Origin of the sequence: Bradyrhizobium sp. SZCCHNPS1003, from assembly GCF_032381555.1 — a bacterium.
Classification (GTDB): Bacteria; Pseudomonadota; Alphaproteobacteria; order Rhizobiales; family Xanthobacteraceae; genus Bradyrhizobium.
In genome coordinates this window covers 142,803-167,787 of sequence record NZ_JAUHIU010000009.1, presented here as the reverse complement: position 1 = coordinate 167,787, position 24,985 = coordinate 142,803, and the positions used below count along the sequence as shown (strand labels likewise).

Sequence of the window (24,985 nt, the reverse complement as noted above, 5' to 3'; positions counted from 1 at the left end):
TGGGATCGATGCCGAAGCGCTTGGCGGTCTTGAACGACATCTCCGCGGCAGCCTTGGACATCCCCTCAGGGACGCCAGCCTTCGACGCCTCGACTGCTCCGCCCATCAGCGTGCCAGGGTCGATACCCATCTTGACAGCCGTGGGGAGCGCCCAGTTGTCACGCAGGTCTCGTGCATTGAGCTTGGACTGGTCCATGTTCATGCGCGCGGAGGTCTCAGCCGCGTCGACGTTGACTGCGGCGCGGACCGCTGACCTGGTCCCCATGGCGAGGCCGGCTGCAGACAGCGCGCCTCCGATGCCGACCGTCCGTCCAATGCTGGACAGGCTGCCCGGGACTTCACGGACACGGTTGAAGCCACGCCTCAGGCCACGACGAACGCGAGCGCGCTCCTCAAGCGCCTGCTTCTCAGCACGAGCCCGCTCACGGGCTGCCTGGCGCTCCTGGCGCTCCAGCTTCTCCAGGTGCTGCTTCTGCTCCCTGGCCGCCTTAGCGAGCGCACGCTTCTTCTCAGCCTCGGATCTATCGGACAGCCGCTTCTTGGCTCGCTCCATCACCTCGTCGCGGCGCTGCTTTGCCAGCTCAAGCCGGCTCAAAGCCTGATGATGCCGGGATACAGCGCGCTGATGTCTCTCGTGCTCCTGCATGTAGACGTATCGGAACGCTCGTGCGTATCCGACCTGGTCGCGGAGCTGACGCGCCAGCTCGGCGCGCTTCTTGCCGGTCGACTTCTGGAAAGCGCTGACCGAGTTGTTGATGTCGTTGGTGATCTTGGTCCAGACCGTGGTGTTCATCCGCCCGAGCATCTTCTGCTCGCGAGCCCAACGCTTCTGTTCTTCGGTCAGGCGGTTGAAGCCCTTCTCGGTGACCTTGAGCGCCTTCTGCGCTTTGCTCTGGACTTCGGGATCGACGATTGATCCCTTGATCGGGGCTGCAGCGAAGCTCTTCTTGATCTGAGCCTCGAGCTGCTTGATCTGGGTGAGGAGCCGTTTGATATTGGCAGAGGCCTGGTCTTCGGCCGTAAGCCTGGCCCTAATGTCGAGAGTTTCGTCGGCCATCACCGCTCCTGGAGAGGGAAAGGGCGACCCGGGGTTAACGCCCCCGGGCCTTTTGCGCGGCTTCCATCGCTTCCTGATCGCGCTTATTCAGGAACTGAACGCCATCGGCGATTAAGAGGAAGTCGTCCCATTCGAGCGCCTCGACGGCGTCAAGCGTCCAGTGGAAGCGCTCGAAGATTGGGAACGAGTCCTCGATTATTCGTCCGATCCGTTCAGCATGGGCTTCAAAAAACCCTCGAACCACGCCTTCATCGGACCGAAGTCCTCGATGTCGATCTCGGCGATGATCTTCTCGTCGACCTCGCACAGATCGGCGAGGGCCTTCTCGAAGGCCGCAACGCTGTCGCGGTCGACGTTCTTCACGAAGTTGCGGAGATCGCGCACCTTCGGCCGGCGAGCCTTGAACTCGATGTAGTTCGCGCCGCGATACTCGAAGGGATGGGTGAGGTTGAACACTTTGATCGTCATTGGCTTGCACACCTATGTGACAGGGAAAGAAAAAGGCCCCGCCGGATGGCGAGGCCTGAAGTTCGGGAGATCTCGGGCTTAGTAGGTGAAGCCCAAGATCTGCCGGGCATTGGCGGTCTTATCGACGCCGCCGATGTTGGTGATCTTGTTGAAGACGTCGATCTCGGTGACGAGGTTGTTGTCGATGTAGTGCGCGTAGTAATTCGCACACAGATTGATCGTCATCTCGACCTTCTTGCCGGGCGTGGCCTTGCCGGGCTTGATGGACTTGATCAGCGAGCGGGTCTCGATGATCACGCCCTTCTCCCCGCCGGCAGCCGTCAGCATGTAGCCGCGGAAGGTGACCGGAACGTCGAGCGAGCCAGGGCCATAGCCGAGGTTCTGCCAGATCTGCTCGTCCCAGGTGTGGAGCTGGAAGTCGAACTCGATCTTCTCGATGCCCATCGGGATCTCGACGGTGCCGTCCATGCCGCCACCGCGATACTCTTCGACCTCGATGTTGATCTCCGGGGGCTGGAACTCGGGGGACTCGCCGATCTTGCCGATGTCCTGGATCCAGACCGTGAAGTCCTGGAGAATGTTGGAGTCGCGAAGGTTGTTGTTTGCCATTTAACTCTCCGGCCATGACGGAGCGCGTCCGGCCCAGGAAGGACCGAGCGACCCGCGATGGCTCTTGGTGATGTGATCGTTGCGGAGGCGAAGCAGCGCTTAGCTGGTCGCAACCTGCCGCGAAAACTCCTCGATGAAGTCCGTGTAGTAGTTCGGGTTGCGGCGGGCGCGGAACTGCAGGTGCTCCAAGCAGGCCGGGGGCTCCAGATCGAAGTCCACCGTCAGCTCACCGTTGGCGAAGGTCGCCGGGGTGTTGATGGACTTGTCGATCCAGCACTTGCCGCCGATCAGCGCGCCGCGCGAGCGGAGCAGACGGAGGTAAGCGTTGACGTCGCCCTGGATGCCGGAGAGCAGCTGGTAGCTGAACGGCTTGTCGAGCCGGACGCGCTCGGCGCGCTCCAGGCTCTCGTACACCATGTCCGCGGTGCGGCGGACCGACAGCTGAGCCCAGAGCGGGTCGGTGCCGGTGTTGCGCAGACCCCAGAACCGGAAGCCATCATCGTGGATGATGGTCGTGACCTGGTTGGAGTTGAGCATGTTGGCTTCGCTGTCGCGGTCGTTCGGCATGAAGTCGACCGGACGTGCGGGGCCTCCGATGTTCTGGATCAGCTCGTTCGAGAACGAGTACCAGAAGCCCTTCTCCTCATCGACGCGGGCCTGGATGCCGGCCGCGTAGGCCGAAGCAGGCTTCTGCACGTAGACCGAGTTCTCGGTGTCCCAAGACAGGACGCCGGGGTCGACGATCGAGATGCGCTGGCTGCCGTAGTCACCGCGGTACTCGACAGCGTCCTCATACGAGGTGCCGGGACCGTCGAGGAATGCCACCGCGCGGAGGCGATCGACGATCGACGCAAAGGCAACGCCAACCGGATTGGCAACGTGGCCGAGGGTTGCGGTGAGGGTTGCGCCAGTGCCGGCGCCCGTCACGGTCACGCTGGGCACTGCGACGTAGCCATAGCCGGGGTCGGTGATGATCGCGCCGGTCAGCTTGCCCCCAACAACCTGGGGCACCGCCTTGGCCTGCCGGCCGCCGGCCGGAGGTGCGTCGATGATGATCGTGGTCGTGGAGAGCACGTAGTTCTGGCCGACGTCGCCGATGACCAGGTTCTTGACGCCATTGGTCGGGCGACCGGAGGTGAGGCCGGGTGCACAGAGCAGCTTCGGGATGACCTGCAGCGTCGGACGCGACTTCAGGAGCGACCAGATGCCGGTCTTGCCGGTCGGCGAGCCAACCGCGTTCGACCAGGTCCCTTCCATGCTCTGGCCTTCGGCCACGCGGGTCACCACGACCACTGCCGACTTCTGGCTGTAGATGGCGTCCACGGCGTCGAGCAGGGTGCCATCGCTCTTGAGCTGGCCTGCCTTCAGGGCGTCGGCGAACACCGGGACCGGAGTGTTGAGCGGGAAGATATCCGGGTCGGCGTTCGGGGCGGTTCCGACCAAGCCGATCACGTTCGACTTGACGGTCTCAACCGGACCCGAGGGGCTATTGAGTTCGATCGTCTCGATGCCGTGGAGATATTGAACAGTCACGTATGGTTCTCCCAAACGAAAAAAGCCGCCCGGTGAGGGGCGGCCTGGTGGAGGGTGGTGTTGGTGTTTGGTGGGATGCGGCTACAGAGCCGGCATCAGTGGTCCTTCGCCGTTGGCGAGGTAACGCTCGACGGCAGCGGAGACGATATCGAAGGTCTTTCTCATCCTGATGTCGAGGGTGAGCATGATGGCGTACCTGTCATCCGTCCTCGATCGGTTGAAGACGTTATGATAGTGCGCGCCGTTGAAGGCCCAGGCCTCTCCAGCAGGATAGTTCTTCTGATGGATCTGAAGCTGGCCAGCCGAATAGTCGGCCAACTCGAAGATCCTGGTCTCGATGACCTCGTAGCTGAACTCCGTGTTGGTCCGGATCGGAACGTGGACGATCAGCTCGTACCAGTTTGGACGCTTGCCATTGACGCCCATGATCATCGACAGCTCGGACCCGTGGCGGTGCCAGGTCAGGCTTCCGCCTGCCTTGACGCGCATCAGCCTGACGCGCTGCCCCTCTCCGCCAAGCTCGGTGACCACCTGCTTGATGTAGGGGCTACCCTCCGCAACAGGCGTCCACACATATCCTGTCCTGCCTTGGTATGGCGCCTCGGTCAGGTCGTCGTGGATCGCCCCGTCAGGAGCAACCAACGAGAGGCCGCTCCAGAACTTTCCGATATGCTGTGCATTCCGGCTCTTGGACCTGAACGACGCGAACATCGTTGGGTCTATTTTCGACAGTTCCGACTGTAAGAGATTCGTGTCGTATTTCTTACCGAGGTCGAGGTGCGGGATTCTATCGAGCTTCTCGACGAGATCAGCGAACTTCGACATATCGATCCTTCTTGAGCCTTGGCCTCACGATGTCCCCGCTGAAGCCGACCATCCAGCGACCCGTCAGGATGAACAGTGCCGCCCTGAAGAAGGCCAGGTTGTAGTAGAACTCGGCGTTGCAGCTGTGGGTCCAGTTGTCGCCGCCCTGATACATGCACGCACCCTGGCACAGCTGCAGCACGGGGCAGCTCTGGCACTCCGGGCGCTTGCTCCAGTGGCGAGAGGTGTTGAGCGCGATGTCTTCGAACTCGCTGACGTGCCCGATCTTGTGGTTGCCGTTGGCCCCCACATTCTGGCAGGTCATGACATTGCCCTTGAGGTCGACCGCCAGATATTCCGGCATGTCCATGCCGCACTTCTGGAAGAGAGACTCCGAGGAGCGCTCGTTGACCATCGACCTGACGGCACGCCGCAGTTTGTCGTGGAGCATGAACGAACGGAGCGCGGACCCATCGATCAGCTGCCTCGACAGAACGTCGCTGAATTGACCGAGCTTCTCTTCTGAGAAGATCGAGGCGGGATCGCCGGCATAGCTGTGAACCACGCCCTCAAAACCAACATTGCAGCCCGGGATGCAATCCTGGAACCAATCGATGATGGCGTTGACATCGTTGCTTGCCGGCGTCAACACCGCGTTGAACGAGAAGCGCGGGTGAAACGTCTTCTGCGCATACTGGATCATCGCGAACTGGTGCGGATCCTCACACGGGTCGCTCCCGCGCACCGCCTGGCCCGGTCCATCGTGGCTGATCGCCATCGAAAAGTTCCAGGCCTTCAGCTTGTCGACGATCTCCCGCGTCAGCAATTCGCCGTTCGTGATGATCGATAACCGCGCGTTCGGGAACTTCTTGATCAGCTCGGGTGCGAGGATCTCGATCTTCTTCCAGTAGAGTAGCGGCTCGCCGCCCCAGAACTCGACCTTCTCCATCCCCTCAGGAGCTTCGATCCAGCCATCGATGTTCGCCAAAAACTCGCTGGCATCGCGCGTCGACGACGCCGCGGCCTTGTTGATCTGGGCTGCCTGAAGGCAATAGGAGCAGGCCTTGTTGCATCCGAGACCGAGCTGAATCTTCAGCTTCTTCACTTGACGCACCTTGCGTCCAGGCTGGTCATAATCGACCGCGATGAACGGGCGAGCTTGCACAGGCTCACGCTCAAGCATCGCGTTATTGGAGAAATCGACGGCCCTGAAGCCATTATTGTCGAGCAGCCGTGAGGCGTGCTGATCGTAGAACAGAGGCACGACCTCTCCATCGCTACTCAGCATTTCAAGTCGGATCATCTGGCACTTTGCAGGTATGCCGCCATGGGCAGCGGGTCATTGAACCGATAGATCGCCGTGGCGTCGTCGAACGATGACCACGTGACCCTCTGATATTCCTGCGGGGGCCGCTGGCCTCCCGGGATGTCGACGACCTTCTCCCGCGCGTACTGCGTCAGCATGCAGTTCGGATGCGCCGAGATGTGCCGATCCTCTCTGCCGGCGAACAGCCGGCTCCAGAAGGTCGAGATGCCATCGGTCCAGAAGAAGCCGATGCCCCAATTCACAAGATCGACCGCGGCGTCTGACCATGCGGCGCCGTCCTGCCTTGGCAGTGCTGCCTCTGGATCTTCGATGACGGATCGGATCGTGATGTTGTCGTTGTCGGCCCAGCGGGTGAAGTTGACCCAGGAGACAAGCTTTCCAGAGCCGTCAAAATACCCCCAGAAGCTCGACATCGCGTGCTCAAAGCAAAGGTCCACATGGTCCTTCGCGAGCTGGCGGAAGTTCTGCTTTGTGGGTGCCTCAGGGTCATTGCACCAGGCACCCATTCCGCTGCTGTGCTTGTCGATGATGTCGCACATGTCGCCAAAGTCAGCCGGCGTCAGAAAGCGGATCTTGGGCATTTGGCTCCTTTCAGCGCCAGAGCTTGGCGCCCATCACAGGCTCGATGATCTTGGCCGTGAGCGGCCTGGAGATCTCCAGCATCGTCGCGCCACGGAACTGGCTATGGGAGATTTCGATGAGGCCCTCGGCGAGGTAGATGAAGTTGCCTGGTTCCACATCGAACGTCTCGCCGGCCTGGCCGGACACGAAAGCGCGCTGCCAGAAGAACGGCACCTTGCTCTTCGGCGTTATGCAGTGGTACTCGCTGCCTTCCGCCGTGGCGCGGAGGCGATAGTTGTCAATGCCGCGCACGAACTGGGTCGCGCCGCTCCCAGCCGGCCGCGGGTCAGGCGCGTGATCGCCGCCGAGCGCCTCAAATCCGCCCTTCGTGTAGACCGGGATCGTGTAGAGCGGATAAGCATCAGGCTTGCCTTCGAGCAGATGGGCGATCGACGGAGCGTCTGCCCACGTCAATCCGCGCGTCAGCTCTACTGGAGGGCAGATGCGCTCTTCTCCGGCATGGGCCGTGAAGATCGTGATCGTGAAATTCTCAAAACGGATGCGCCTGAACTGCATCGTCACACCTTGTGCGTTTCCAGAGGCAGACCGACAGGGTCTTCCATCGGACGGTCAATTCGGTATGTGAACTGCCCTTCCATGGCCGCCGGGGCCAATGGCGAGCTGCGCGACAAGATCGACATCCACCGCGCAAGGAAGGGCTGTGACGGAAACTGCATCACGATGGCTCCCCGCTGCTCATCTGCGGAGAAGTGGAGAGGAACGAGGACGTTCTTGATCATGCTGCCGAGCAGCCCGTGCTTATACTCGACACGAGCCCAACCATCCTGGCTGACGTCCAATATCTTGTAGCTAAACGTGCTGCTCGGCACCTGATCCATCATGTCCTCACTTACCGCATGCGCCGCAATCGCAAGCGCACGCACAGTTCCATTCATCGTGTCCGGAAGTCCCGTAGAACGAAGACATTGGGAAGTTGGCCGTCGGGAACGTCCCGCCGCCACCTGCCCTGTAGTACGTTCTTCCGGCGTACTGGCTCATTTGATTGCCCCAACCGAACACAGAGTTGACGGTCGAAAATCCGACCGCGCCTGTTGATGGTACGGCCATTATGCGCCCTCCAACCCTTCCACCCTGGTCGCCAGGCTCTTGATCGCCTCGACGAGGAGACCAGTGACCTGCTCATAGAAGATGTTCAGGAACTCGCTCCCTGACTTGCTGTTGCCGTCCTCGTCACGGTCAAACGGCGCAATGCCGACAGCCTCAGGAAGGACTTCACGCAGCTCCTGCGCAAGCAAACCAGCCTTGCGAAACTTCTGCTCAGGGGCCCCGACCTCTTTGGCAAGATCGCTCTGGATCCAGGTCACGCCTCTCAGCTTCTTGACCTTCTCCAGCGCGTCCTCGATCACCTGGATCTCGTCCTTCAGACGGATGTCAGAGGCGCCGTAGACGACATCGCCAGTAGCAACAATCGAACCGCTTTGCGTCGATGCGAAGGTTCCTACGCCGAGTGATCCTCGCAGGTAGCCGTCGCCAACGCCAGAAACGCCGAACCGCCAGTTCGCCCCATCCGACCATCCGCCGATACGCCACCAGTTATCGCCATCGAGGCCGGCCTGTACCGCATAGGCACCGCGGTGGTAGGTGACGAATGCGGCACCCAGGTCAGGCGCATAGACAGTCAGGCCACCGTAGGTGTTGTGGTTGAAGCCGTATGTCTGTCCGGAGCTGAACTGGTGAATGTGTTTGCCGGTCCACGTCGGCTGGATCGACATGTCGAGCTTGATGCTCGCATCCGACCGCATGTAGGTCGTTGCCGTTCCGGCCGAAGCATTCATCGTTGCAGCCCCAGTCGGGGTCGCGAACGAGATGCCGAGGTTCGTCAGAGCCGCGGCCTTGTTCGGCACGTCCGCGAGGTTCTGATCCTTCTGCAGCTTCCCAGCCACAGACGTTGTCAGTGCGCCGACAGCGCTCTCGTCGGACGCCAGCTGATCTGCGATCTCCTTAAGCGTGTCCAAGGTGCCGGGAGCACCATTGACCAGAGCGTCGATCGCGTTCTTGACGTAGGCGGTCGATGCCGCCTTCAGCGAGTTATCGCCAGCCGTGACTGTTGGGACGGTCGGGCTGACCGTGAAGTTGACGGAGGCGCTGAACGTGCCGCCGACGTCCTTCTTGATGTAGAATGACGGATCGAAGATCTGGGCGTTCGCCGCATAGGTCGCACACTGGTCGCGAGCTGCAAGAGCATCCGACTTCATCTGAGCGACCGCGGACTTGTCCTGACCGGTCTGGGTCGCGTACGTCGAAGCCGTGTCACGATAGCCCTTCGCTGCGTCGCGGGCTGCCTGAGCATCCATCAACGTCTGCGTCACCACCTGCGGCAGCGCGGTGCCAACGTAGATGATCCAGTCCGAGAACGGTCCGGCATCGCCGAAAGTCTGGATAGGCTGCAGGGTCAACTGGCCGCTGCTGCGGTTCCAGTTGACGAGCTTTGCGAACGCATAGTCGGTGGTGTTGGCCTGCCTGACGATCGTGACGAACGGCGATGGCGCGAAGAGGTCACGCTCTGCCTCATCAGGAATCGCGAAGGTCTGGGTGGTCGCGACGTTCAGCGTCACCGAGTTGTTGGCGTGCGCCAGCAGGAAGCCCTGCTCGGACACCAGCGCGATCTTGTCGAGCGCGGGCGCTAGAACGAGATCGAGACGGTTGAGCGCGAGGCCCTCGACGTAAGAGGTCAAGCCGCCGATGGCAGCAAGACCGTCTTCGTTCGAGTTGATTCGGCGGTCGAGGTCTTCGAAGCGCTGGTTCCAATACTCGGGGTCACCGAGATTATCCCTCGCCTTGACCCGGTAGAGTTGATCGTACCTGCGCGCCATCTGGCTTAGACCTCTTCGTAGCCGATGACGGCGTCACCGAGGCCAGCGATCAGGTTGCCCTTGACGATCACCTCGTGCCCGGGACGCGCCCAGATCTTGGGAGCGACCTCGATGGCCCGCGCGAGCTTCAGGCGATAGCTCTTCACCGGATCGACGGCGAGCTTCGGAGGAGTATTCGTCGGCACAGCAACGGGTGCAGCAGCCGCCGGAGCGGCTGCGTTTTCAGTGTCGGCCATGAGGTTGGTTCCTTACTTGCTGTAGAACGACCGCTCGGCAACGTGGTACGTGACCTGCGGCGAGTTGGTCGTTCCGGTCTGCTCGATCGTGAACTGTGTGGTTCCGGCCGGCAGACTGAAGGTGTAGGTCTTCTCGTATCGCTTCGCCTTCGCATCCTTCAGCACCGTGACGGTGGTGTCGGGCGAGTATTCCGTCGAGCCGACCCGAACCGTCATCGCGTAGGTGTGCGGCGTCGGATCGAACATTTCGAGCAGGTTGACGAAGGTCAGGTTGTGCGTGACGTTCGACAGAGCCGGCACCGTCATCGTCGTCGAGACGTGCTTGAAGGCCGCCTTCGGCCGCGAGACATGGACGCGCGATCCCGTGAGATGCAGGATCGGCATCATGTCCCTGGTGCCGACGAAGCGTGCCCGGAACTGAGCCAGCGGCGGAGCGACCGCGAGCACGCCGGAGTTATCCTGGGTCAGCGACTGCCACTCGCCGGTACCGTTCGGCCGCATCTCATAGACCAGCTCGCACGAGCCCGGCACCCACTGCTCAGCGAGGATGTCGATGTCGCGGAAGCCGCCGTCGAGGTTGATCGGAGCGAACTCGATCGCGACCTGGGACGAAGCGAACTGAGCGCCATAGACCTGGATCATCATGTCCTTGGTCAGGTCACCCATGTAGTAGATGCCGTCCGTCGAGTAGAAAAACGTGCCGTCCAGATAAGACTGACCGTTGGTCATACCGATCTGATGGTTTGCGTTCGAGATGAACACGAAAGCATAGCGCTTGCCCTTCGCGAGGAAGGTCGGCTGGATCGGGCACAGGTTCCAACCCGTGACGATGTTCTGCTGCGCGTAGACCGTCTTTAGCACGACCTTTTCGAGGTCGGGCTGGCCTGCAGTCACCTCGCAGAGAGCGATGTGGATGTCCTCGTTCGCGGCCTTCTGGGTGATGTAGAAGCCCACCTGAGTCGCGATGATGTCGTTCGACACCAGGAAGGTCTGCGCAACCTGAGCACCAGTCACGGAGAGGTTCGTGGTGACCTCATACATGAACGGCTCTTCCCAGGTGTCGAGCCAGTAGTAGTCGGTCCGCTGTGACCAGGCGCCGTCACCGTTGCCGTGAACGTTGTAGTTGTTCGTGACCGTCGAGTATTCGATGGTGTTGAAGTCGTACAGATTGGTGGTGTCGACCGGGTTTCCGGGCGTGCTCCAGGCGTTGCCGTTGGTGCAGACCGTGTAGCTTCCGCCGTACCGGACGCGGGTGCGGGACATGTACCCGACCTTCATCGAATGCACCTGGTAGCCGTACTGCGCGATGCCAAGCGACTCGGTGTAATTGCCGGTCTGGATCTTCAGCACGTTGGTGTATTTCGGCATCAGGTAGCCGCCGGCCATCGCCGCGTTCGGATCGTTCGCCGAGAACAGCGAGATCTCGAACTGGTTCGCGTTGGCGTTGTTGAAGCGGATGCCCTCCTCGACCCTGGCGTCGAAGCCCAGCAGCTTGCTGTTGGTCATGTCCGACTTCGTTTGATCGAGGAAGAAGTCGGTATCAAAGCCGGAGGCGTCAGCCGGATAGCGCAGGCTCTCCTTGACCCGAGCCAGGTCGAGGTAGATGCGGGACAGGTCGGAGGCGCTGCTCAAGCCGGTCATGCGGTTCGCGAGGTCGGCGAGGTCCGACGCCAGCGATGTGACGCGCGGCTCGATGATCGACCGGAAGGTCTCCAGCAGGTCGGTCCGGATATCCAGTGCGTCGGTCGAGACGACCTTGTTCTGGTCCTGGATGTCGATCGAAACGATCTGCGTGGTGTCCAGCATCACATTCGCGATCACCACATGGGTGGCCGGGACAGCAGCCGGGACAGGGTCGGCAGCCTCGGCGCCGGCCGTGAAAACGATCTGGACGTTGCGGGAGCGGGTCATGGCGACCGAGCGCGGCTCCACGGTGCCCGTATCGACGTCCGTCAGATAGTCGCGCTGCTCGACGTCGGTCTCGACCTCCTGGCCATAGGCCGAGATCGTCACGATGCGCCGGGCCGCTGCGGCCACGTAGGTGGCGAGCGACTGGGTCAGGACCGAGCGGAGTGCATAGACGGCGCCCGTATCGTAGACGCGACCTGCGCCGACCGTGACCTCGACCTGCCCGGTCTTGGTGATCATCAGTCCGGAGTACTTCCGTGTCGCAGAAACGGCATCGGCGACAATGTGGTCCATCGCCGTCTGAACGTATTCCTGGATGTTGTTGTGATCGGTCGCGGTCTGTTCCTGATAATCGCGAAAGATGACTTGCTGGTCCATCTAAGGGCCTCTTGCTGCGAACGCGAAAAGGCCCACCGTCCCCGCGGACGATGGGACCAATGCATTCTGGTTATTGTCAGATGATGATCGGGCTGCCCGCGAACCGCGGCAGGCCGGCGATGAAACCAGGCTTGGTGTCGGTATCGAGCAGGATCTTGTCGGTCATGCGCTTGGCCGCGATGATGGCCTGTCGGTTCTTGGTCATCAGCGTGCCGTCATGCGGCGTGAAGAAGCGCGTTTTCGGAGCAAATGGCTGCGCGAGACGTGCCTTGTATTTGCTCCACCGCGTCTGCATCTGGATCTTCAGCTCGGCCGAGCGCGGCTCGATGCCATACCGCCCGACGCCCATGAACTGGATCGAAGGACGTTTGGCGTCTGCAGCGGACCCGTCATTGACCGCATACCGCTCGTAGGTGTGGTACGGCGCCATTGAGGGCACGAAGAACCGCTTGTGGATGGGGCGGCCGGAATAGACGGCTTTGCCTTCCTTGCCGGAGATCGTGATCAGCTCCGGCGTGGTTGACACCGGCTCGATCTGCGGACCGACCGCTCTGCGCCATGGCGCGCTGACGATCGGGGCGATCGTGACGATCCTGCTGGCTGCCGTGGACGGCATCGGAAACTTCTTCTTCAGGCCAAGCGGCGTGTTGCAGAATGTCGAATACGGCCGGACAGCCTTGATGTAGAGCCTGAAGTAGGTACCTTCGTTGTCGATCTTGGTGTCGGTCTCGACACCATTGACGACCCAGGACGCTCGCTTCGAAAGCCGCGTGATCGCCTCATTCGGGGTCGGGAACTTCTTCTCCAGAAAGCTGCTGTAGCGGCTTCCGCCTGAGAAGATTCGACGCCGGGCGGCGCCGCGCAGGTAATTCTGGTAGATCCGAACCTGCGGCAGCTTGGCGAGCCAGGCTTCCCGCTGCTCCTTGTTGAGCGAGGGGCCTGAGAACACCTTTGCCGGCGGCGTCGTGGCCTTCAGGACCTTGCTGTCGACGAGGTCGACGTAGGTCTCGATGGCTTTCAGCGTGCCTTTGATCTGGTGATGCTTGATCGCATTCGCGACCACGCTCCGGCGCTTCGTCAGCGGCCATTCCGGGTCCCACAGGTCTACCGAGAGAGCCCAGGCCAGGTAAGGCAGCAGGTTCTCAGGGCAGGTCCACGGATTCCAGAGCTGCCGGATCGGGATGTCGATTTGGAGCAGGCGTTCGACCTGGGAGGCCAGCGTGCGCTCGTACTCCGTCGCATTCGGGGACAGGATGTGATCCATCCTGCGCGTCGGGAACGGGCCCATGGCTTACTCCAATCTAGTCGGGAGCGGCGTGACCTTTGCGGAATCGATGACGACGCACTGGTCATTGCCGGCCACGACATCGGCAGCCGGCGAGATCAGGTCGACGTTCTGGACGCCATTCTGGTTGAGCGCCGAAATGATTGCCGACCTGGTCAGATCGCGTCCGATCATGGAGACGTTGGTGCGGACCTTCGTCAGGGCCGTTCCGATGTCGCTCATGAGCAGCGCGGCATCGGGTCCTGGATACAGCGTGACGTTGGCAACGATCTGCGTCCGCAGCGGCATGACCGGACAGACCGAGATGACGTCGGTCAGCGGCTTGATCCCTTTCTGGTTCAAGCGCTTCACGACGTTGGCGATGATGTCCTTGGTCGGTACCGGGTCGGTTCCGCTCTGCATGACGGCGACTTTGACGCCGCCGAATTTGTTGACCTTGGTCGCCGTTGCGTCGCGGATGCGGACGTCGGCGCTCAGGGCCTGGAAGATGTAGGCTCCTTCGGAGCCGGCCGTCGAATAGGCTTCTGGCGCCATCTGAGCGCGGCGCCGGAGGCTGTCATCCAGCTCGTCCGGCAGGCGCTCAACGCCGAAGAAGGCAGCCAGGTTTTCGAGGTCCGCGCCCTTGGCGAAGGCCAGCATGACGGCGCGTGCAGCGGCGTTGACCCGCGCTCGCACCAGGACCTCGCCGTAGGCCTGCGGCTCCAGGATGACGTTGGTCGGAGACTGCTCGAGGGCAAGCGCTGCCTTCAGCTTCGGGTTCTTTTCGAGAACCTCGTCCTTGTAGCGCTGGAGCAGAACCTCGTAATCAATGGTCTCGATGACGTCGGGTGGGGGAAGACGCGCGAAGTCGATATACAGCGCGGGCGAAGTGTAATTGGGCATTCAACCCTCGCTAGATGGTGACCGAAGTTCTCCGCAGCACCTGCTCTACGAGGTCGATTCCATCGATGGTGATCGTGATCGCACCGGTCGCGTCGGCCTCGTCAATAGCCACTCGCGTGACCTTGAACTCCGGCTCGTAGGTGTTGATCGCGGCGATCGCGGCCATCATGCCGGACATCATCGTCTCCTCGTTGGAGGGCTTGTCCTGCATGTCCTGAAACTTCGACCCCCACCACGCCCGCATCAGGCGAACCTTGAGGCGGGTGGTGAGGATGACGAAGATGCTCTGCTTGATCCGGGGCCAGCCCTGGATCAGTTCGCCGGTCTCACGATCGATGTCGACCAGGTGCTCACTTGGAAGCATTGCCATCGGCCGGCTTCTCCGAAGCAACGGCACCGAGCACCTTGGTCTCGACAGCCTTCGCCGCGGTCACCGCCTTGGTGACGGTCTCCTCGACCTTGGCCACGACGGCCTCGGCCTCTTCGACCTTCTCCTGCACGACGTGCTTGAGATACTTGACCTCAGCCTCGACCGCGGTGACGACGGAGCCGGCCGGCACCATGACGCCCTTGCGCCAGAAATCCTTGATAACTTCGTAGGTCTTCATTTTTCTTCTTTCTCGCTACGCGATCTTGGCCCAGACCACCTGAGATGGTCCAGCCTCTGTCATAACGCGCTGGTCAGCCTGCTCATTGGGTCCGGAGACCCCGAGGTTGACGCGCTCCTTGGTGATGTTGACCCATCGGCCATCGACGCCGGCCGAGCAGCTGTTCGCGCCCTTCACCTCGACGTGGTCTTTGTGGAATGTGACTGTCGTCCCATCGCCGTGCTTCAGGACAATCGCGTCCTGGTCCAGCTTGATGTTGGCCTGGTTCTCACCGTAGGTGACGTTCAGGTCGTTCTCAGTCCACTTGATGCTGGCCTTCTTGTCCTTGAACTGGATCTTGACCTGGTTCTCGTCCATCAGGACGTCGCCCTTGGCTCCCTTTTCGCCATAGCGGACGTTGACCAGCTTCTCATCCTGCCTGTAGTAGGACTTATTCTTGCCGACCGTCTTGAGGATCTTCTCCTTGTCCGCCAGCTGCCGCGTGACGCCGTCATCGCCCTCTTCCGGCACTTCCGGAAGCTTGGGCGGCTGCGTCTGCTGTGACTGCTGCTGTTGATCGGACGATGAGGCATCCGAGCTGCTCGTGTCCGAGCTGCCAGATCCGCTTCCACCTCCACCGCCGCCACCTCCTCCACTGCCGCCTGCAAGGCTCGCCGGGATGCCGGCCGCTCCGCCCGCGCCGCCGCCGATCATCTGACCGACGACGCCCATGAGGTTGCCGGAGGCGACCTGGTTGGCGATGCCGGCGAGATTGCCGAGTTGGGACAGCCCTGGGAGGCCGGACAGGTTGGCGAGCTGGCCAACATTGGCGAGCTGGCCGAGCTTGAGGCCCGACAGCTGCGAAAGGCCCGCCATGTTCGCGATGTTCGAGATGTCGAGGCTGGCGAGGTTGCCCAGGTTGCCGAGATTGCTGAGGCCGCCGAGCATGCTGGAGAAGTCCATGCCGCTTAGGCCGGCCATCTGGCTGATGCCTGCGAGATCGCCGAGACCAGAGATATCGCCGAGTCCCGTGGGGGCGCCCTGCTGCTTCTTCTTGGTCTTGATGATCAGGTGGTTCGAATCCTTGGTCTGGTGGATCCAGTGCTGCTGATCCTCTTTCTCGTGGATCAGCCCGACCGTCTCATCCTGCTTGCCGTGTGGCGATGGCGTGTCCGGGCCGTAATGGAACGGCTCGACCGTCCCCAGCTCGGGGATGCCGCCGACCGAGCGCAGGATGCCGTGCATCCCGATCTTCGGCGGAACCGAATACTTGATCGTCGCATGCGAGTGGCTTTGCCAGGGCTGCCAGTCGCTCTTGAAGGTGTCCTGCTTCGAGTAGGTCTCATTCCCGCTCGGGGTCTGATCCTCGCCGTCGTTCATCTTGACGTACCAGCGATTCTTCTCGAACTTGACCGCGACGATCTTTCCGAGCCGCTCCTTGTTCTGGAACTTGCGCTCCAAATCCTGGAGCCGGCGCTCCATCGCGTGAATTGCACGCACCATTACGGCACCTCGGGTGTCACATCGACCGTCTCGTCGCCGGACAGACCCGCTGCAGTCTCCACATGACCGAGGATCTTTGCCTTGGTGCTCGGCACCTTGGTGACCATCTGGCCGTTGTTCCAGACGAAGTCTCGCTGCAGCACCTTGTTGGTGCCGATCATGAGATCGCTGTGCCACTCAACCACGCCGACAGAGACGCCTTCGCGCCTCAAGACAGGCTGGCTAATGCGCTTGAACTGGACGTTCTGAGCAGGAGCGGCATCGGGATGTCCAAACTGATTTTGATGAGCCCAGGTGGCCACGGTCTCGACCATGTCCCAGGCCCGCGAGTCGCCATCGAGCGATACGTATTTGTTCTCGTCGATCAAGACCACGACAACCCGGAGCAGAGCATTCAGCTCGCCCGTGAAGGTCGGATCGCTCTTCGAGGCCATCACCGCGACACGAGCGCATGGCGTCTTTAGCGTCCAGTCGGCGATGTCTTTCTCATCGAACAGGCCGTCGTACCATTCGACGTCCATCGTCGGGTACAGCGTCTTGATCCCGTCGATGATCTTCTGGCGGAAGTCGACGACTTTTCCCATCATCAACCTCCGTGCGCGATATGGTCGCGGAGCATTTTCGAGATGCGTTTGACGTTCTCTTCCGAGAAGCCCATGAACGGACGCGCCGGCACCTTGTCGGCCTTGCTGTAGCGCTTGCCGCCGCGCCGCGCCTTGCGGCCAGCATGGTTGAAGCCCTCCTGCATGAGCGATGCGTATTCGGTATCCGCCGTCAGCTCGAAGCCGTGGTCGTTCACGTCGGTGACCTCGATGCTGCGGGACAGCTCGCCGCTTTCGAACAGCGGCCTGTCATGCCCCTTCAGCGCGATGGTCACGTCGGACAGCGCAGCCCATAGCTCACCCTCTGGCGAGCGCTTGGTGCGAAGGATGCGGTTGATGGTGGCACGCTGCATGTACTCGGCAGCCTGCTCCATCACCGGATGGAGGTGCTCGGCGTCCTGCAGCAGCTTGGTGAGGCGGACATTGAGGCGGGTGAGGTCTTCGGCATTCAGATCGACCGCAAAAGCGCCCATCAGGCCCTCCCGCAGTCGAACGACCGGCCACCTCGTGTGACGTTCGGGTTCGTGGTCGTGGTCACCGGGTTGCCATTGGCATCGGTGCCAGTCGTGGTGACCGGCGGCAGGCCGAGGCCGACCTTGCCGGAGGAAATCTTCTCGAGGATTGAAAGCGCGTCCTCGTAACGCACGCGCATCTCATCGGTCCGGCCAGTCCGGCCGAGTGCGATCTTGTAGACCGCGATGTCGATGGCACAGTTCTTGACGATGCCCGGCGTCGGGACAACCGGGACCGTGTATTGCGACGACAGATAGGCGTCGCAGATCTCGTCGGCGCCGTCGAGTCCACGCTGGACAACCAGCGGGTCTGGTATGCCGTCCCGGTCATAATCGGCTATGCGAACGAGGAGATCGGTCCCATAGAGATCGTCGATGTCATCCTTGGTCGCGTAGCCCATTATGAGCCTCTGTCAGGTTACTTCTTCTTGGTCTTGGTGGCCGCAGCAGCGGCTTCGGCAGCAGCCTTGTCGGCAGCTTCCTTCTCAGCGGCTTCCTTGGCAGCAGCTTCAGCAGCAGCCTTCTCAGCAGCTTCCTTGGCGGCGGCTTCGGCAGCGGCCTTTGCAGCAGCATCAGCTGCAGCGTCGTCGGCCGACGCATTGCCGTGGAGGTTGGCGAAGCGCGCGGCGCGCACCTCGGGCGATACGATCCGCTGCTTGCGCAGACGAATGTTCGCAGCCGCCTCACGGGCTCGGAAGCCAGTCGTTCCAATCATGGATGTCTCCAAATAGCGAAAAAGCCCTCCCCGGCTTTCACCGAGGAGGGTCGATTTCAGTTCCTACCGTCTGAGGTCAGACGATTAGGAGCCCAGCTTGTGCTTGAACGCGACGATCCGGATGACCTTCGGATCGTAGACGCGCTGCCAGTTGGCGACGTCGGCCAGCTCGGAGTTCGCGGGAGTGACGCCGACCTGGTTGGCGCCGAGCCACTTGATGCCGCGGGGATGCATGACCCACTGGCGGCGCTGCACGATGTACTCCTGGCCCATGCCCTTCAGAGCCTGGCGCTCGACCTCGACCGGGGTCTTCGGTGACTTCTCGCCGTAGCCGATCGCGCCGGGGCCAAAGATGTAGGTGGTGAACACGCGGTTCGCGCCGGAGCCAGCCACCGGCATGCTGTCGTCCACGATGACGGTTTTCCCCATGTAGGTCGGGATCGTCAGCTTGCCCTCGGAGTCCGGCATGAACTCGATGAGGTCGGCCTTGACCATCGCCTTCAGGGTCAGCGAGTGGACGGCGACGGCGTTCAGGCCGCCCTGCTCGTCACCGAGCAAGAACGCGGCGTCGATGAACGAGTCGGCGTCGAAGTTCTCGGCACCGCCGGTCAGGCCGGAGATGTCGTTGACGTTGGCTGCCATGCCGGCCGAGCCCATCGCGCCCGCCAGGGTCGCGAGCAGAGCGGTCTGCATGCGGCGATTCCACCACTCGGCGAACCGGTTGGCGATCAGCTGGATCGGGTCGGCGCCGGACAGGTCGGACGACAGGTCGGACGCACCGAACGCCTTGCCGCGCAGCAGCTTCACGGCCACGTCCTGGCCGGTCGAGGTCTTGCTGACGGTCAGGTCGCTGTTGTCGTCGAGCACCTGCTCGGCGTCCGCGGCGTCCAGATCGTTGAAGAACGGCATGTTGACGGTCTTGCCGCTGATCTCCGCGTCGATGACGCTGGTCAGGTCGGTGATGATGCCCGACTGGAACAGGGCCGACTTCTGCGTCGAGAGCACCTGCACGTAGTTGTTGAATTCGGTCGGGACGATCATGTCCGCGAGACGAGTCTCAGTCATTTCTCACTCTTGCTTTTGTTGAGACGGCGTTTGCGGCTGCTTGCATTCAAGCAAACGCCCGGACAGAATCCGGGCGCATGCAATTGTTCGGATGGGCGAGAAGGGTTACTTCACGCCGGCCGCTGCTTTCAGCTGCTTGGCCAGTTCGGGTTTTTGGTTCGACAGCAGCATCTGCTGCGTCATGTTCCAGGTGTCCTTCATCCAGGGGTTGGTCTGACCACCACCTGCCGGAGGATTGCCGTGGGTGCCGGGTTGCGTTCCCAGACCGCGCTTCTCTTCCGGCTTGAAGAGCGAGGCGCGGCTCTCGCGGATCTCGGCGACGAGATCGGCGACAGTGAAGGGGGTGCCATTCACGTCCTTGATGCGGGGGTTGCCGTTGGTGTCGAGCACCTGGACGGAGACCTGACCGTCCTTCATGGACGTCTTGACGAACTTGGACACCAGCAGTTCGACGGCATCCCGCGCGTCGTCCAGTGGGTTTGCTTTTGCGACTTCAGACTTGATCTGGCTGTCGGCCATGATCGTCTGCAGTTGCCCCGTGAGGCTCTCGACCGTAGCGTTGGCGTTCTTGACCTGGGTGCTCAGCTCGGTCTCGCGCAGAGTCCACTGCGCGGTGAGCTGACCCTTCAGGGTCTCGAACTTCTCGCCTGCGATCCGATCCGCCTCTTTCGCGGGATCGAGCTTCGACAGTCGTTCTGCGGTTTCAACAGCCGTCCTGGCTGCGTCAGGGGTGATCTCTCCGAAGGCGGAGACACGCTCGATCGCGGTACGAGCCGCGCCGGCATCGAGGCCTTCGTAGGGCTTCAGCTGCTCTTTGAGGACTGCAACGTTGTTGCGCTCCGCTCCGAGAGCCGTCTTCAGGCCCTTGACGTCGTCGAGTTCGTAGCCTTCGGCCGGCGTGACGTTGAGGAAAAACTTCCCGTTCTTCTCGACGTAAAAGGCGCGATGGGCTTCATCGACGGTGTTGATATCGGTGACTACTGCTTTGAGCATTCCAATCCCTGGAAATGCGGGGCATCCCGCCCCTCGTGATAAAAGACCGCTCAAGCATCCCGCCTGAGGGTCGGTGATATCCCCGAGGATCCGGGGAATCGGAGATGCCAGCAGCGATCGTTCCGAGGCCGTCCCGGCGCTCGGTTGGTCATTGCGGGCGAATTGGATGGCTGGCACGGCAGGTCTCGAACCTGCGACCTCCTCGTTAACAGCGAGGCGCTCTACCGTCTGAGCTACATGCCAACGGAAAATGTTCAGCGGCGGCGCGGGCGTGCGGCACGCTCTTGGATATCTCTGCTCGTCTTGTGCGGGATGCGAGCTGAGACCGCTGAAGCCGCGCTCGACCATTCAAGGGAGCGCGGAACCGAAAGAGGTGGCCCGCCGGGCCAAAAAAATGCCCGCCAGGCGCGAACCGGGCGGGCAAGTGTGAGTGAGTGACCGATGCAGAAAAGCCGCCAGGGAGGTCCCGAGCGGCTTCTGGATGCTCTATGGAGAGAGCGTCGGATTACGCTGCGATCTGCAGCTCCTTGACGGGTTCGAGCTTGTCGAACTCCTCCGGTTTGGCGAACTGGATGGTGTCATCCTCGGTCAGGAGGACGACGTCGCCAGCGGCACAGGATTGCACGCCCCACGCCGACGACATGGTCAGACCCCCGAGGGAGTTGACCTTCAGCTCACCACTCTGCAGACGGCTGACGAGCCATTGCGGCGCGACCTCCTCGGCAGCCTGCCCCCAGAGGGGCAGTTTGAACGCTTGGACCAAGATCTTGCGGTGAAACAGGTTCATTTGCACACTATCTGCATTTCACCTGACTTGAACCACAATATACGCCCTTTGTCAAGTAGTCGATCAAAAAACTGCAAATCATAATGCAAACGGCATCAGAGCAAGATTCCAAACCCGATCGAGTCGTCGGAGGTCTTGGCGACCTTCTTGGCCGCGAACTCGGACAGCCCCGGCGGTGGGGACAACCTGTCCTTCGACAGGATCGGCTGACCGGCCAGCAATCGACGATGATCATCGGAAAGCTGCACACCTCCGCCTCGGTGCGCTGCGACCTGCTTGCACATGGCAACGAAGTACGCTTCGTCGCTGTTCTGCTTCATGATGTTCACGACCTTGTGGACCCACTGAACATTGCCGCGGACGTACCCCCGATGACTCTCGATGCGATCGAGAGACGCCGTGGGCGAAACCTTGCTGGCCTCGATTGGGAGGCCGCTGAGAGCGCACCGTCCCTTCTGACGTTCGAACAGCGCCTGGATATGGCCGGCATCGATCTCGAACACGAGATCTCGGCTCTTTGCTCCAGCACGAGCTTTCGTGATGAACTTTTGCCACACGCTGACGCTCGGAGGCCTGTACCCTCCCTTGGGGAGGGCGCGCATTCGTTCGGATCTGTCCATTTGCATTCGGTAGCACAGAGGCACCATTAAGTGCAAAAAAAGCAAATCAACCATAGATCCAAACGTGGATGATGATGTAGAGGATGGAAATCCCCATCAGCGCCTTAAACGGGTGCATCAGGACCGGCTGCATCATGAGCCAGAAGTTGGTCTTCTCCTGCTCCCGAACCAGCCGCTCCAGCGCGAGCTGCTCAGGCGTCGGAGCTGGGGCCGGAGGTGGCGACGAGACGGGGGCCGGTGCCGCGCGCCGCGGCTGAACGCCTTCCTCGGGCAACCCCAGAAGCTTCTCCCACCACTTCAGCTTGACTGGTTCCATTGACCGGCTTCCTCCCCTTGACCGTGAACTTCGGCTCGAAGCAGATCGGGCAGCACCAGTATTCGTCACCGATCAGCTTGCCGAAGGCCACGACCGAGCGAGGGATCATCCGCACCAGCTCGCGCACGGGCGTGCCCTGCCTGTTGGTGCAGGGCTCGCACACGTAGCCTTCGCATTTGAATGACAGCTTCTCGGTCATGAGCTGAACCGCCTACAACTTGCACGAATGCAAGTCAATTAGAACTGCGGCGTCGGGCGCGTCGAACCATTCGGGAAGTTCGGCTTCGGCTGAGTTTGGTTACCCGCGGGTGGTGTGGAGGCATTGCCTCTGGCTGGCGCCGCGGTGCCGTTGCCTGCCTTCGCAGGATCTGCCTGGGTCCACCGACCCGGCAGCATGTTCTCGCCGGCCGCCTGCATGTTCTCGTCAACAGCCTGCCACAAAGCAAGTTCCGCCTTTAGGTCGAACTCGTCGCCGAGCAGGTTGCGATCCCTGATCTCCTGCAGCAGCACTTCGCGCGACAGGCCGCGCTGAGACCACAGAGTGACGAGCTGGGCGACCTCAGCCAGGCGGTCGGCTGTGTTCGAGAACTCGGTGTTCAGGACCACGTTGACGTTGGAGTAGTCGGCGCCGGTCCAGTTGCCCATCATGCGGATTGCGCGCTCTAACGCATCCTGACAGTTGATCGCCATGTCGTGGACAACCGAGTGGACCCTGGTCTCCTGGATGTCACGCTCGTTCTGCGGGACGTACTGACGGTGCGTGCCCGTGACCGGGTTCAGCGCCATCATGTCCATCTGCATTTCGAGCTTCTCCAGGTCCTTCATACCGGAGTCGATCGCGGTGCCGCGGGGCTCGACGTAATACCAGCGGCCATTGGCCTCGGGCGCGTAGAGCACCTTGTAGGGTCCGATGGCGAACTGTGCCTCATCTTCCGGGTCGATCTGAACGCCTGAGCACGCCAACATCGGGAAGCGAGCCGCGGACAGGATCGACCGCTGGTCCGAGCTGGAGATCCAGTGCTCGATCTGCTTGTAGGCGAGATCGATGAAGATTGGACGGACCTGGTAATCGGCCTCCTTCTCACCGGCATACAGGGTGACGAACGGCACTTCGGTCATGTTGGTAAGCGGGGTCTCCTCCACAAACGTCCAGTTGGAGCCGCCGGAGGTTGCGAGCTGCTCCCAGAGCTGCACGATGCCCTTCCCGTTCGACGTCGGGTCGATCTCGATGACCCGCATCTGGTTGTAGAGCACCTCCTTGAAGCCGTCTCGATCGGCGCGCTGACCGCGGATACGGACGTGGACGGTCTTGGTGTCGCCGCCGACATACGCATCGTAGGCTGCCGCCACATCGTCGACCTTGTACATCTTCATGAAGGGCCGAGCGCCAGACGCCTTCTGGTCCGCCAGGCTCTTCATGTTGTAGGTGTCGGGATGGTCCACCAGAATGTGGCACATGCCGTCCAGCATGGCATTGTTGAAGAACTGGTGGGCAAAGACGTGCAGGTGTGTGCCGATCAGATCGATGTCCTGGACCCACAGATCGAGGTTCGGATCGCTGTGGATCACCTTCAGCAAGGTGCGGAAGGGCTTGGCCGATGCAGCATCCACCGCCTCGCGCAGCTTGTTGAGAGCGAACGTGGATGCCAAGCGCGCCGCATAGCGGCTGTCGGATTCCTTCTCGTACTGAGGTAGGAATGTCGCACCCTGGGCGCGCATGGTTTCGGTGCCGCCATAGACGGCGCGGAGCATCCTCGTGCGCTGCTGCATGGTCGTCGCGGCGGACGACAGCAGTCCAGGGTTACCGTCCTTCGGAGACGGCGTATACTTGATCTGTTGGGTGGCGGTTGCCATGGTGGTGAGATGTCCTGACGTTACCAGTCAAGGACCGCCGCTCTCTTCGGACCGAGGAGTGAGTTGAATGCGTCGGCAGCAGCATCGACCTGGTCGTCGTAGGTGCCGAGTGGGAAGGTCTCCAGCTCGTCCGTGAAGACGGCGTTCCAGGAGCCTGGGGCCATCTTGACGTTGCCGGCTTCCGCCTGCGCAGCGAATGCGGCAGCACGGACTTCCTTCGATCCTGTGGGGCGGGCAGTCTTAACAATGTAGCCGGCGAGCCGGCGAATGAAGCCCTGCACCTGGCTCTTACCGGCCTGGCCTGGGTCTTGCGGGAGAAAGATCTGGACCGAGCGACCGTCGTTCTTGGCGGTCTCATGGATCTTCTTCTCGACTTCGAGCGGCGATCCACGGAAGCGGATGACATGCTCGATGTAGAAGACCCCGTTGGAGTCCTTCGACATCAGGACGCCAACCGTGTAGTCGCCGTCAGAAGATGCCGCCAAATCCCAGGCGCGCACCTTTGCCCGGCGCGCAGGAAGCTCAGCAACGGCGACCGGAGCGAACCAGTCAGCGCGGAACATGCCGCCGTCGTCAGACATCGGCTGCTGCTGGTACAGGGCAGAGAACGAGCGCTCGCCGAGAACGTCGAGACGATCCTGCAGAGCCGCGTAGGAGAAACGATGCGGAGCCAGAGGCTCGTTCGGCTTACGTCCGAGCGCGTCGCCCGGGACAGTGCCGTCTTCGTTGAGGATCAGCTGACCATCGGGGGTCTTCTTCACCCACGGCAGTGCTGGAAGATACAGAATCTCCCAGGGGAGGCCCTTACCATCTTCCATGGCCTCGATGATGCGGCCGGCGATGTCGTCGTAGTGCCACCGGGTCAGGGTCAGAATGATCGGCGCGTCTTCTTCGAGCCGGGTGTAGACGACGTCGCGGTACCAATCCCACTGGTCGTCTCGGAACGTTGCCGACTTGACCTCTTTACGGTCCTTGATCGGGTCGTCGATCAGGAAGAGATGGGCGCCCTTACCGGTGGTGCCGGTGCCGACGCCGACCGCGTAATACTGGCCGCCGCCGGACTCGTCCGTGAGCTGCCATTCATCGGCAGCTCGAATGTCTGGCCTGATCTTGATGTGCGGGAAGAGGCGCTCGAACTCCTTGCCCTTGATGATATCTCGGACGTTTCGGCCGAAGCCGGTGGCGAAGTCGCCGTTGTAGGATGCCGAGATGATGTTCTTCGACGGATTCCTGGCCATGAACCAGGCGGGGAAACGCCTGGTCGACAGCTCTGACTTTCCGTGCCGCGGCGGCGCGAAGATCATCAGTCGCTTGCACTCGCCGCGTTCGACACGCTCAAGGGCCTCTGCGACCTTGTAGTGGAACGTATCAGCGTAGTATTTCGGGAGCGTGTAGGTGGTGAAATCGATGAGGTGCTCGCGGCCCCTCCTACGACGCAGGATCTCGGCCGCTGCCTCCTCGGGGGAGACATCGGTGACCAAATTCACGA

Annotated in this window: 28 protein-coding genes and 1 tRNA gene; 1 reads left to right on the top strand and 28 read right to left on the bottom strand. The window is 61.6% G+C overall.

The annotated features are described in order from the left end of the window. The first annotated feature begins 463 nt into the window (after positions 1 to 463). A complete protein-coding gene (locus QX126_RS16880) occupies positions 464 to 916 on the top strand; it encodes a hypothetical protein (RefSeq protein ID WP_315782404.1) in 453 nt (150 codons plus the stop codon). A 336-nt stretch (positions 917 to 1,252) separates the two neighbouring features. Here QX126_RS16880 and QX126_RS16875 read toward each other — a convergent pair whose 3' ends face one another. The 28 genes from QX126_RS16875 to terL form a co-directional block, all read right to left on the bottom strand. After that, positions 1,253 to 1,525: a phage tail assembly protein gene (locus QX126_RS16875; protein ID WP_315768351.1), complete on the bottom strand. Its 273-nt coding sequence runs from the start codon at positions 1,523 to 1,525 to the stop codon at positions 1,253 to 1,255. A gap of 78 nt (positions 1,526 to 1,603) precedes the next feature. Next, complete coding sequence (locus tag QX126_RS16870) at positions 1,604 to 2,134, bottom strand: phage major tail tube protein (protein WP_315782402.1); 531 nt, start codon at positions 2,132 to 2,134, stop codon at positions 1,604 to 1,606. 99 nt (positions 2,135 to 2,233) lie between these two features. Further along, positions 2,234 to 3,667, bottom strand: coding sequence for a phage tail sheath subtilisin-like domain-containing protein (locus QX126_RS16865; protein ID WP_315782400.1), 1,434 nt, complete (start codon positions 3,665 to 3,667; stop codon positions 2,234 to 2,236). An 81-nt stretch (positions 3,668 to 3,748) separates the two neighbouring features. Then, positions 3,749 to 4,492: a hypothetical protein gene (locus QX126_RS16860; RefSeq protein WP_315782398.1), complete on the bottom strand. Its 744-nt coding sequence runs from the start codon at positions 4,490 to 4,492 to the stop codon at positions 3,749 to 3,751. Next, positions 4,476 to 5,735 carry a radical SAM/SPASM domain-containing protein gene (locus tag QX126_RS16855; RefSeq protein WP_315782396.1) on the bottom strand — a complete coding sequence of 420 codons (1,260 nt, stop codon included), beginning with the start codon at positions 5,733 to 5,735 and terminating at the stop codon, positions 4,476 to 4,478. Before QX126_RS16855 ends, QX126_RS16860 begins: the two co-directional genes overlap by 17 nt. 35 nt (positions 5,736 to 5,770) lie before the next feature. Beyond that, positions 5,771 to 6,379: a hypothetical protein gene (locus QX126_RS16850; protein WP_315782395.1), complete on the bottom strand. Its 609-nt coding sequence runs from the start codon at positions 6,377 to 6,379 to the stop codon at positions 5,771 to 5,773. 10 nt (positions 6,380 to 6,389) lie between these two features. Further along, positions 6,390 to 6,935, bottom strand: coding sequence for a hypothetical protein (locus QX126_RS16845; RefSeq protein ID WP_315782393.1), 546 nt, complete (start codon positions 6,933 to 6,935; stop codon positions 6,390 to 6,392). Positions 6,936 to 6,937: 2 nt separating this feature from the next. Then, positions 6,938 to 7,315: a hypothetical protein gene (locus tag QX126_RS16840; protein ID WP_315768363.1), complete on the bottom strand. Its 378-nt coding sequence runs from the start codon at positions 7,313 to 7,315 to the stop codon at positions 6,938 to 6,940. Between the two features lie 171 nt (positions 7,316 to 7,486). Continuing rightward, entirely contained in the window at positions 7,487 to 9,253 is a 1,767-nt protein-coding gene (locus tag QX126_RS16835; RefSeq protein WP_315782392.1) for a tail fiber domain-containing protein, read from the bottom strand. A gap of 5 nt (positions 9,254 to 9,258) precedes the next feature. Next, positions 9,259 to 9,489: a hypothetical protein gene (locus tag QX126_RS16830; RefSeq protein WP_315782391.1), complete on the bottom strand. Its 231-nt coding sequence runs from the start codon at positions 9,487 to 9,489 to the stop codon at positions 9,259 to 9,261. A 12-nt stretch (positions 9,490 to 9,501) separates the two neighbouring features. After that, positions 9,502 to 11,775 carry a hypothetical protein gene (locus QX126_RS16825; protein ID WP_315768366.1) on the bottom strand — a complete coding sequence of 758 codons (2,274 nt, stop codon included), beginning with the start codon at positions 11,773 to 11,775 and terminating at the stop codon, positions 9,502 to 9,504. Between the two features lie 76 nt (positions 11,776 to 11,851). After that, on the bottom strand, positions 11,852 to 13,063 hold the full coding sequence (locus QX126_RS16820; protein ID WP_315782389.1) for a phage tail protein I: 1,212 nt from the start codon (positions 13,061 to 13,063) through the stop codon (positions 11,852 to 11,854). Positions 13,064 to 13,066: 3 nt separating this feature from the next. Continuing rightward, on the bottom strand, positions 13,067 to 13,942 hold the full coding sequence (locus tag QX126_RS16815) for a baseplate J/gp47 family protein (protein ID WP_315782387.1): 876 nt from the start codon (positions 13,940 to 13,942) through the stop codon (positions 13,067 to 13,069). A gap of 10 nt (positions 13,943 to 13,952) precedes the next feature. After that, positions 13,953 to 14,312, bottom strand: a complete 360-nt coding sequence (locus QX126_RS16810; protein WP_315782385.1) for a GPW/gp25 family protein — start codon at positions 14,310 to 14,312, stop codon at positions 13,953 to 13,955. Beyond that, complete coding sequence (locus tag QX126_RS16805) at positions 14,293 to 14,550, bottom strand: hypothetical protein (protein WP_315782383.1); 258 nt, start codon at positions 14,548 to 14,550, stop codon at positions 14,293 to 14,295. The genes QX126_RS16810 and QX126_RS16805 overlap by 20 nt, the downstream gene beginning before the upstream one ends. A gap of 15 nt (positions 14,551 to 14,565) precedes the next feature. Then, positions 14,566 to 16,032 (bottom strand): hypothetical protein, encoded by a 1,467-nt coding sequence (locus QX126_RS16800; RefSeq protein ID WP_315782381.1) that lies wholly within the window; start codon positions 16,030 to 16,032, stop codon positions 14,566 to 14,568. Then, positions 16,032 to 16,616, bottom strand: coding sequence for a hypothetical protein (locus QX126_RS16795; protein ID WP_315782379.1), 585 nt, complete (start codon positions 16,614 to 16,616; stop codon positions 16,032 to 16,034). The genes QX126_RS16800 and QX126_RS16795 overlap by 1 nt, the downstream gene beginning before the upstream one ends. A 2-nt stretch (positions 16,617 to 16,618) precedes the next feature. Next, a complete protein-coding gene (locus QX126_RS16790) occupies positions 16,619 to 17,107 on the bottom strand; it encodes a phage virion morphogenesis protein (protein ID WP_315782377.1) in 489 nt (162 codons plus the stop codon). Then, positions 17,107 to 17,547 (bottom strand): DUF1320 domain-containing protein, encoded by a 441-nt coding sequence (locus QX126_RS16785; protein ID WP_315740123.1) that lies wholly within the window; start codon positions 17,545 to 17,547, stop codon positions 17,107 to 17,109. Before QX126_RS16785 ends, QX126_RS16790 begins: the two co-directional genes overlap by 1 nt. Before the next feature lie 17 nt (positions 17,548 to 17,564). Next, positions 17,565 to 17,861, bottom strand: a complete 297-nt coding sequence (locus tag QX126_RS16780) for a hypothetical protein (protein ID WP_315740122.1) — start codon at positions 17,859 to 17,861, stop codon at positions 17,565 to 17,567. Positions 17,862 to 17,945: 84 nt separating this feature from the next. Next, the gene (locus QX126_RS16775) at positions 17,946 to 18,926 is read right to left on the bottom strand and encodes a major capsid protein (RefSeq protein WP_315782375.1); all 981 of its coding nucleotides are present in this window, start codon (positions 18,924 to 18,926) and stop codon (positions 17,946 to 17,948) included. Positions 18,927 to 19,031: 105 nt separating this feature from the next. Next, the gene (locus QX126_RS16770) at positions 19,032 to 19,919 is read right to left on the bottom strand and encodes a hypothetical protein (RefSeq protein ID WP_315782374.1); all 888 of its coding nucleotides are present in this window, start codon (positions 19,917 to 19,919) and stop codon (positions 19,032 to 19,034) included. 167 nt (positions 19,920 to 20,086) lie between these two features. Continuing rightward, a tRNA-Asn gene (locus tag QX126_RS16765) sits at positions 20,087 to 20,162 on the bottom strand. A 262-nt stretch (positions 20,163 to 20,424) separates the two neighbouring features. After that, entirely contained in the window at positions 20,425 to 20,706 is a 282-nt protein-coding gene (locus QX126_RS16760; RefSeq protein WP_315740119.1) for a hypothetical protein, read from the bottom strand. A 95-nt stretch (positions 20,707 to 20,801) separates the two neighbouring features. Then, positions 20,802 to 21,209: a hypothetical protein gene (locus tag QX126_RS16755; protein WP_315782372.1), complete on the bottom strand. Its 408-nt coding sequence runs from the start codon at positions 21,207 to 21,209 to the stop codon at positions 20,802 to 20,804. 308 nt (positions 21,210 to 21,517) lie between these two features. Continuing rightward, entirely contained in the window at positions 21,518 to 21,841 is a 324-nt protein-coding gene (locus QX126_RS16750; RefSeq protein ID WP_315782370.1) for a hypothetical protein, read from the bottom strand. A gap of 38 nt (positions 21,842 to 21,879) precedes the next feature. Continuing rightward, positions 21,880 to 23,496, bottom strand: a complete 1,617-nt coding sequence (locus QX126_RS16745) for a DUF4055 domain-containing protein (RefSeq protein ID WP_315782368.1) — start codon at positions 23,494 to 23,496, stop codon at positions 21,880 to 21,882. 20 nt (positions 23,497 to 23,516) lie between these two features. Beyond that, positions 23,517 to 24,977, bottom strand: coding sequence for a phage terminase large subunit (gene terL / locus QX126_RS16740; protein WP_315782366.1), 1,461 nt, complete (start codon positions 24,975 to 24,977; stop codon positions 23,517 to 23,519). Positions 24,978 to 24,985: the final 8 nt, after the last annotated feature.